Raw genomic sequence first — 8,325 nt, 5'->3', positions numbered from 1 at the left:
CCCCGTCCCGCCCGGCCAAATCGGCCCGGCGGTTCGAATGACCACCTGCATTCCGTAAAAGCGCACCACGAATCAACAATGCGACGAGTCGCGTATCGAATCGAGTGGTCCTGCGGGATGGCTGTCCGGGGACCGACCAGGGTCGGCGCTCACGTCGGACAACCCGGAGAACATTACGCACCCGTTCACCCCGTGTCAACCCAGGTCGCTCCTGTGCCGGTCAGGCCCCGGGAGAGGGTGTCAGTCGAGGTCTTCGAGCCGCCCGCCGGCGTCGGGCTGGCTGGACTCCACCCGTCGCAGGAGACGGGTGAGGATCTCGCCGAGCGCCGCGCATTCGACGGAGGTGAGGTCCTGGAGGAGCTGGTCCTCGAAGGCGGCGGCCATCCGCATGGTCGCGAGCCACTTCTCGCGGCCCTCGTCGGTCAGCTCCACGATGACGCGGACGCGGTTGGCCTCGTCCCGGTCCCGGGTGACCAGGCCCTCGGCGACCATGCGGTCGATCCGGTGGGTCATGGCCGCCGGAGTGAGGCCGAGGCGCTTGGCGAGGTCGCCTGGGCCCAGGCGGTACGGCCGGCCGACGACGACCAGTGCCTTGAGGACTTCCCACTCGGAGTTGCTGAGGCCGAGGTCGACGAGCTGACGGCCGTAGGCGACGTTCATCCGGCGGTTGAGCCGGCCCAGGGCGGTGACGACCTTCTCGACCTGGGGGTCGACCTCGGGAAATTCTCGCTGGTAGGCCGCGATCTGGGCATCGAGATCCAGCTCGTGCGGCGCTCCGGTCGAGCCTGCGGCGGCGGTCATGCTCCGAGTATGCCACGGGAGGGCTTTGCACTAAAGCCCTTCCGCATGTACTCTTTAGCTTCGAACTCTAACTCTCTGAAGTCTTCCGGCTCGAAGTCCGGGCGGACAGCGCTGCGCTGACCGCCCCGGGAGCGCGGGCGGGGGCTTCATCTGTCAGGTGAGGTGACCGTGAGCACGGCGATGGGCGCAGCTCTGCGCAGGATCCAGCTCGGCAACGCGCTGAGTGCGTTCGGCAACGGCTTCACCGTGCCCTTCACGTTCATCTATGTGTCGCAGGTGCGGGGGCTGGGCGCGGGCGCGGCGGGCGCGGTGCTGGCGACCTTCGCCGTCGCCGCGCTCTTCGTGCTGCCCTTTACCGGTCGGGTCATCGACCGGCGCGGTCCGGTGCCGGTGGCCGTGCTGGGCACGGTGCTGGCGGCCTCGGGTTCCCTCGGGCTGGGGCTGTCCGGTAGCGAGCCGGTGCTGATAACGGCGGCCGGCGCGCTGGGGGCGGGCATGGCGGTGGTGCAGCCCGCGCTGGCCACCATGATCGTCTGGTGTTCGAGCACGGCCACCCGGTCGCGTGCGTTCGCGACCCAGTTCTTCCTGAACAACCTGGGGCTGGGCGTGGGCGGCCTCATCGGCGGGCTGATCGTGGACACCGCCCACCCCGGGTCCTTCGTTCGTCTCTTCGCCATAGAGGCGTCGATGTTCCTGGTACTGGGCGCGGTGGTCGCCCGGGTGCGGCTGCCGCACGCCCCACGGCTGGAGCGGGCGGCGGTACGGGCGGAGGCCGGTTCGCCTGTGGGCGGCTGGCGGCTCCTGGCCGGGGACCGGGCGATGGTGATGGTCTGCGTGCTCGGCTTTGTGATGTTCTTCGCCTGCTACGGGCAGTTCGAGTCGGGGCTGTCGGCCTTCGCCGTGGAGGTCACCCGGATCTCCCCGGCCACCTTGGGCATCGCGCTGGCGGCCAACACGGCGGTGATCGTGCTGGCGCAGTTCGTGGTGCTGCGGCTGGTGGAGCAGCGGCGGCGCAGCCGGGTGATCGCGGCGGTCGGCTTGGTGTGGTCGGCGGCCTGGCTCGTGGCGGGAGCGTCCGGGCTGCTGCACGGTCATCACGCCGTGGCGGTCGCGGCGATCATCTCGACGTACGCGCTGTTCGGGCTCGGCGAGGCGATGCTGTCGCCGACGGTGGCTCCGCTGGTGGCCGATCTGGCCCCGGAGCGGATGGTCGGGCAGTACAACTCGGCGTTCGCGCTGGTGAAGCAGCTGGCGCTGGCGCTCGGTCCGGCGGTGGGCGGTCTGATCGCCGGCGCGGGGGCGTACGGCCTGTACATCGTGATGCTGGTCGTCAGCTCGCTGGGTATCTCGGTCACGGCCCTGTTCATGGGTCGCCGGCTCACCCCGGCGCAGGAGATTCCGCTGCGTTACTCCCGGGTGGTGGCGCAGTCCACGCCGTCGGCTGCCGCGCTGGCCGAGCGCATACCTGCCTGACCGGTCGGACGCGACGCCGCGCCACGCCAGGCCGAAGGGCCGCCCGCCGGCGGGCGGGACGGACTTCGACAAGCCCGTTCCCGCCCCGCCGCCCTCGCTAGCCCGGTAGGGCGAATTCGCACCAGACGGCCTTGCCGCCGCCCGGGGTGCGGCGGGAGCCCCAGGCCGAGGCGACGGTGGCGATGATCGAGATGCCGCGGCCCGCTTCGTCGGCGGGTTCGGCGCGGCGGCGGCGCGGCAGGTGGTCGTCGCCGTCGGTGACCTCGATGATCAGCCGGCGGTCGGTGCGGCGCATCCGCAGCCGCATCGGCGGGGTGCCGTGCTGGAGGGAGTTGGCGACGAGTTCGCTGGCGGCGAGGACGCCGAGGTCGATCAGTTCGACCGGGAAGCGCCAGGAGGTGAGTACCCCGGTGGCGAAGGCGCGGGCGCGGGGTGCCGCCTCGATGCCGCCGAGCAGATCGAGTGAGGCGTTGCGGAAGAGTTCGGCGTCGGGGCCGGTGTGGTCCGGGTACTGCAGGACCAGGACCGCCACGTCGTCGTCGTGCTCGGAGGTGATGCCGAGGGCGCGCATCAGCCGGTCGCAGATCACCTGGGGCGCGCCGGTCGCGCCGGCCAGGGCGCGGGTGAGCGCGGCCACGCCTTCGTCGATGTCCTCGGTGCGGCGTTCGATGAGGCCGTCGGTGTAGAGGACGGCGCTGCAGCCGGGGCCGAGCGGGATGCTGCCGGAGCTGTGCACCCAGCCGCCCGTGCCCAGCGGTGGGCCGGTGGGCTCGTCGGCGCGGCGGACGGTGCCGTCGGGGTCGCGGATCAGGATGGGGGGATGCCCGGCGCTGGCGTAGGAGAGCCGGCCCTCGCTGGGGTCGTGGACGGCGTAGACGCAGGTGGCGATCTGGGTGTCGTCGATCTCGGAGGCGAGCCCGTCGAGAAGCTGGATGACCTCGTGCGGGGGCAGGTCGAGGCGGGCGTAGGCGCGTACCGCGGTCCGGAGCTGTCCCATCACGGCGGCGGCGCGCACGCCGCGGCCCATTACGTCGCCGATGACGACGGCGGTGCGGCCGGCGCCGAGGGTGATGACGTCGTACCAGTCGCCGCCGACCGCGGCGTCGGTGCCGCCGGGCTGGTAGGTGGCGGCGACGCGGAGGTCGTCGGGCTGTTCGAGGCGCTGGGGGAGCAGGCTGCGCTGGAGGGTGACGGCGGTCTCGTGGAGGCGGCGCTCGCTCTCCCGCAGTCGTTCGGCGGACTGCACCTGGTCGGTGACGTCGGCGGCGAAGACGAGGACACCGCGGCGTTCGGGGTCGGGGTCGTCGCCCTGGACGGGGGTGCAGGTGAAGGTGAAGTAACCCTGACGGGTGTGCGAGGAGCCGTCCGACCAGGTGACCTTGCGGGCCTTGACGGTGCGCGGTTTACCGCTGCGGTGGACCTGGTCCATCAGCGGGAGCAGCCCGAGTTCGGCGAGTTCGGGCAGCGCGTCGCGCGCCGGGGCGCCGGTGTCGCGGGGACCGAAGACCTCGGTGTAGGCGTCGTTGACGAAGCCGACCCGGTGGCCGGGCCCGTGGGTGACCGCGATGAGGGCGGGCAGCAGGCGCAGTACGCCGCGGACCGAGGGCTCGCCGCCGGGCGTGACCTGGGCGGGGCCGGGATGGCCGGGGGTCGGGGCGGGCGGCCGGTCGGGGCCGCCGGGGAGGGTTCCAGGGAGGCTTCCGACGGCCGGGACCTGGGCGTCGCCGACCTTGCCGCGTGCTGCGGGTACGGCAGCGCGTCGCTGTGTTCCGGGGAGCCGGGCGCTCCAGCGCGTAAGGTTCAAACGTCCGATTCCTCGTATCTGGCACTGTTCGCCAGTGCTGGTGCACGCGTGGTCACCCACCCAGTGTGGCCGACCGGCGCCCCCGGGGGGAATCTGGACGGCGCGGGTCGGGTCAGGACACGTCGGGTTTACGACCGCCTCCGGCGGCGAGTTCGAATTCGGCGCGCGGGTGTTCCAGTGAGCCGAGCGAGACGATCTCCCGCTTGAAGAGCCCGGCGAGCACCCACTCGGCCAGCACTTTGGCCTTGCGGTTGAAGGTGGGCACCCGGCTCAGGTGGTAGGCGCGGTGCATGAACCAGGCGGGGTAGCCCTTGATTTTTCGGCCGTAGAGGAAGGCGACGCCTTCGTGCAGCCCGAGGGAGGCGACGGAGCCGACGTATTTGTGCCGGTACTCGGTCGGCGTACGGCCGCGCAGCGTCGCGACCAGGTTGTCGGCGAGCGCCTTGGCCTGGCGGACGGCGTGCTGGGCGTTGGGTGCGCACTCGGTGCCGGGCTGCTCGGCGGTGAGGTCGGGTACGGAAGCGGCGTCGCCGGCCGCCCAGACGCCGGGTGCGCCGATGACGTTCAAGGTGGCTTCGGCGCGGAGCCGTCCGCGTTCGTTCAGCGGCAGCCCGGAGGCGGCGAGGATGGGCGCGGGTTTGACGCCGGCTGTCCACACCAGGGTCCTGCTGGGCAGCCGGTCCCCGTCGGAGAGCACCGCGACCCGGTGGTCGCAGGACTGGAGCCGCGTGTGGAGGCGGATGTCGATGTTGCGGCCGCGCAGTTCCCGTACCGCGTAGGTGCCGAGGTCGTCGCCGACCTCGGGGAGGATGCGCCCGCTGGCCTCGACCAGCACCCACTTCATGTCCTCGGGGCGGATGTTGTGGTAGTAGCGCACCGCGAACCGCGCCATGTTCTCGAGTTCGGCGAGCGCTTCGACTCCAGCGTAGCCGCCACCGACGAAGACGAAGGTCAGCGCTGCCTCGCGGACCGCGGCGTCGCGGGTGGAGGAGGCGATGTCGAGTTGCTCCAGCACGTGGTTGCGCAGGCCGATGGCCTCTTCGACGGTCTTGAAGCCGATGCCGTGCTCGGCCAGGCCGGGGATCGGCAGCGTGCGGGAGACGGAGCCGGGGGCGAGGACCAGGTGGTCGTAGGAGAGTTCCAGGGCCTCGCCGCCCTCTTCGGCGGTGGCCGGGGTGACGACGGTGACGCGCTGCCGGACGGGGTCGATGGCGCTGGCTTCGCCGGGCACGATCCGGCACTTGTCGAGCACCCGCCGGAGCGGGACGACGACGTGGCGGGGTGAGATGGAGCCGGCCGCGGCTTCCGGGAGGAACGGCTGGTAGGTCATGTAGGGCTGGGGTTCGATGACCGTGATCTCGGCCTCTCCGCGCTTCAGCTTCCGTTGCAGCCGCAGGGCTGTGTACAACCCGACATAGCCACCGCCGACAACAAGAATGCGCGGTGTGCTCGCTGTGGCCAAAGCTGCGGACTCCGTCATTGCTCCATGAGGCAATGGACGTGAGCCGTTTGTCCACAGGCCGGACAGCACGTTTCCGGGGAATCCCCTGTCAGGCGACTCCCGGGCAGCACATCATCGGGCAAAAGGGCGCGACGCCCGGCTTGTTGGGGTGATCGCCGCGACGCGCCACGGGGGCGTGCGTCGGGCTCCCACGCCGGATGCCCCGGGGCTCGTGCGCCCCACCGGCGCTGTCCTGCCCCGTCCGCCCCCTTCTTTCTTGACGCATGCTCAACTATGTTTGTATCTCGTAGTACTGCGCGGTATGCGCGGGATCTTCGTTAAGGGTGGGGAGTCTCCGGGGGGAGACATGAGTTTTTCCGGGGGATACACATATGCACATTCAGGACTCTCGGCGCATCGCGGCGACCGGTTCCGGACTACGGGGGGGTGTGAGCGGGTCGGCCCCGCTGCGGGTTGACGCACAGCGCAATCTTGAGCACGTGCTGCGCGCGGCTCGTGAGGTGTTCGGCGAACTCGGTTACGGGGCGCCGATGGAGGATGTCGCCCGGCGGGCCCGGGTCGGCGTCGGCACGGTCTACCGCCGCTTTCCGAGCAAGGACGTGCTGGTCCGGCGGATCGCGGAGGAGGAAACGGCGCGGCTGACCGAGCAGGCCCGGACCGCGCTCGGCCAGGAGAACGAGGCGTGGTCGGCGCTCGCGCGCTTCCTGCGCACTTCGGCGGCTTCCGGCGCCGGCCGGCTGCTGCCGCCCCAGGTGCTGCGGGTGCAGGGCGGGCCCGGCGCCGCATACGACGACGAGTCGGTCCGCGCCGTCGAGGTGATCGGCCTCGCCGACGCCGTCGACGCGTGCGGCACGGTCGACGCGTGCGGCACGGTCGACATGCGCGGTGCCGGTGAGACGGTCGACGCGGGAGCGCGGGTGCCGCAGCAGCGCAGTCGGCTCGCGCCGGCCGGGCCGGAGCGCTTCGAGGTCGAGGCCCACGCCGGCCCGGCCGGGGTCCGGTCCGAGGCCAGAGCCCCGGCCGGGGCCGAGGCCGCGACCGCCGAGCGGCCGGACCAGCTCACGGACCAGCTCCCGGAGCAGCCGCAGGACCCCGACCAGGACGGCGTACGGACACTGCTCGCCGTCGTCGGACAGCTCGTGGACCGGGCCCGGGAGGCCGGCGAGTTGCGCGGGGACGTATCGGTCACCGATGTCCTGCTGGTCATCGCGACCGCGGCGCCGACCCTGCCGGACCCGGAGCAGCACGCGGCCGCGTCCGCCCGCCTGCTCGACATCCTCCTAGAGGGTCTGCGCTCCCGCCCCAGCACGGCGGCGGCCAACCCGAGGTGACCTCCTGTTCCGCCCGGGAACTGCTCCCGGGCGGAACAGGACACTGCGCGGATCCCTTCACCCCGGCCGGGTGACCCGGGCTCCGCTCGCCGCCTGCCGGGCAACATCCGCGCGCAACCGGCGCCAGCGGTCCGCGGCCCGGAAACCACCGCGGCCGCTCCCCCGCTTTCCGCGCTGTGAGTTGCCCGGGCTCCGCTCGCTGGATCTTCCGCGGCGGGTGGCGTGCTGGCCGCACCGATTCTCGCGCCACGGGCCGCCGTTGGGGCCGGCCGGTTCGGGCCGAGGGCAAACCTGAGCGTGCGGGGATGAACTCGATGGGATGAAAAGGCCGGATTGTGTGCGTGTCGGGATCACGGATGGGTGGTTCCTTTCAATGGCATGACGGCGGGGGCCGGTCCTGTGCCACGCTTGCCGCGTGGACGAGGGAGACGGGGAATCCGGGGGAGCGGCGCCGGGCGCGGAGTCGGGGGCCGAAGTACCCCCGGCGCGGGTGCCCGGACAGCGGGATCCGGTCGCGCGGGGGGACGCCGCACGGGGAAGTGCTGATCGCGGTGGGGCCGTTCGCGGTGACCTTGTCCGGGGGGACGTCGTACGGCCGGAGCCGGAGTCGGCCCGGGTGCGGGTGCCCGAGCAGGGCGAGGAGCCGCGGGCGGCGGCGCCCGGGGACGACGACGTGTTCGCCGCCGGGCATCCCGCGCCGGACGCCGGCGGGCAGGCAGCGGTGTCCGACACCGAACTGCTCGCCCAGGTGCGCGGCGGCCAGGACAGCGCCTACGAGGAGCTGTACCGGCGGCATGCCGAATCGGTACGCCGCTATGCCCGGACCTGCTGCCGGGACGCACACACCGCGGAGGATCTGACCGGCGAGGTGTTCGCGCGCACCCTGCAGGCGATCCGCGGCGGCAGCGGCCCGCAGACATCGGTGCGCGCGTATCTGCTGACCACCGTCCGCCGGGTCGCGGCCACCTGGGGCAACACCGCCAAGCGCGAGCATCTCGTCGAGGATTTCGCGGTGTTCTCGGTCTCCGCGGCCGGTTCCGGCGCCACCGAGGAGAGTTCGGACCTCGGTGCCGAGGTGCGGGCGATGCACGAGGCCGAACGGACCATGGCCATCCGGGCGTTCCGTGCCCTGCCCGAGCGCTGGCAGACCGTGCTGTGGCACACGGCGGTGGAGGACGAGTCGCCCAGCGACATCGCCCCGCTGCTCGGGCTGACCCCGAATGCCACCGCCGTCCTGGCGCACCGGGCCCGGGAAGGTCTGCGGCAGGCGTACCTCCAGGCTCATGTCAGCTCGACCCTGACCACCGGGGGCGCGTGCGCGCGCTACGCCGACCGGCTGGGCGCCCACGCCCGCGGCGCGCTGCGCACCCGCGCGGACCGCGAACTCAACCGGCACCTCAAAGAGTGCACGCGCTGCACGGCCGCCTCCGTGGAACTGGCCGACCTCAACTCCA

At 72.3% G+C, this 8,325-nt stretch carries 6 protein-coding genes; 3 read left to right on the top strand and 3 right to left on the bottom strand.

Translation table 11 applies throughout. The annotated features are described in order from the left end of the window. Positions 1–240: 240 nt before the first annotated feature. Complete coding sequence (locus GA0115240_RS06240; RefSeq protein WP_093735650.1) at positions 241–801, bottom strand: MarR family winged helix-turn-helix transcriptional regulator; 561 nt, start codon at positions 799–801, stop codon at positions 241–243. A gap of 180 nt (positions 802–981) precedes the next feature. Between GA0115240_RS06240 and GA0115240_RS06235 the strand changes: the two genes are divergently transcribed. Next, positions 982–2,274, top strand: a complete 1,293-nt coding sequence (locus tag GA0115240_RS06235; protein WP_093735652.1) for an MFS transporter — start codon at positions 982–984, stop codon at positions 2,272–2,274. 97 nt (positions 2,275–2,371) lie between these two features. Here the strand turns inward: GA0115240_RS06235 and GA0115240_RS06230 are convergent, their stop codons facing one another. Beyond that, positions 2,372–4,078 (bottom strand): ATP-binding SpoIIE family protein phosphatase, encoded by a 1,707-nt coding sequence (locus tag GA0115240_RS06230; RefSeq protein ID WP_093735649.1) that lies wholly within the window; start codon positions 4,076–4,078, stop codon positions 2,372–2,374. A 112-nt stretch (positions 4,079–4,190) separates the two neighbouring features. Beyond that, positions 4,191–5,558, bottom strand: a complete 1,368-nt coding sequence (locus GA0115240_RS06225) for an NAD(P)/FAD-dependent oxidoreductase (protein ID WP_093735648.1) — start codon at positions 5,556–5,558, stop codon at positions 4,191–4,193. A 353-nt stretch (positions 5,559–5,911) separates the two neighbouring features. On the opposite strand from GA0115240_RS06225, the gene GA0115240_RS06220 reads away from it, so the two are divergent. Together GA0115240_RS06220 and GA0115240_RS06215 are read left to right on the top strand one after the other, a co-directional pair. After that, positions 5,912–6,871, top strand: a complete 960-nt coding sequence (locus tag GA0115240_RS06220) for a TetR/AcrR family transcriptional regulator (RefSeq protein WP_256069575.1) — start codon at positions 5,912–5,914, stop codon at positions 6,869–6,871. A 622-nt stretch (positions 6,872–7,493) separates the two neighbouring features. Next, a partial coding sequence (locus GA0115240_RS06215) for an RNA polymerase sigma factor (protein WP_370673287.1) occupies positions 7,494–8,325 on the top strand: 832 nt, incomplete at its 3' end.

Source organism: Streptomyces sp. DvalAA-14, from assembly GCF_900091855.1.
GTDB lineage: Bacteria > Actinomycetota > Actinomycetes > Streptomycetales > Streptomycetaceae > Actinacidiphila.
Note: the sequence above shows the minus strand (reverse complement) of the source record. Positions and strands in the feature narration are given on the sequence as shown.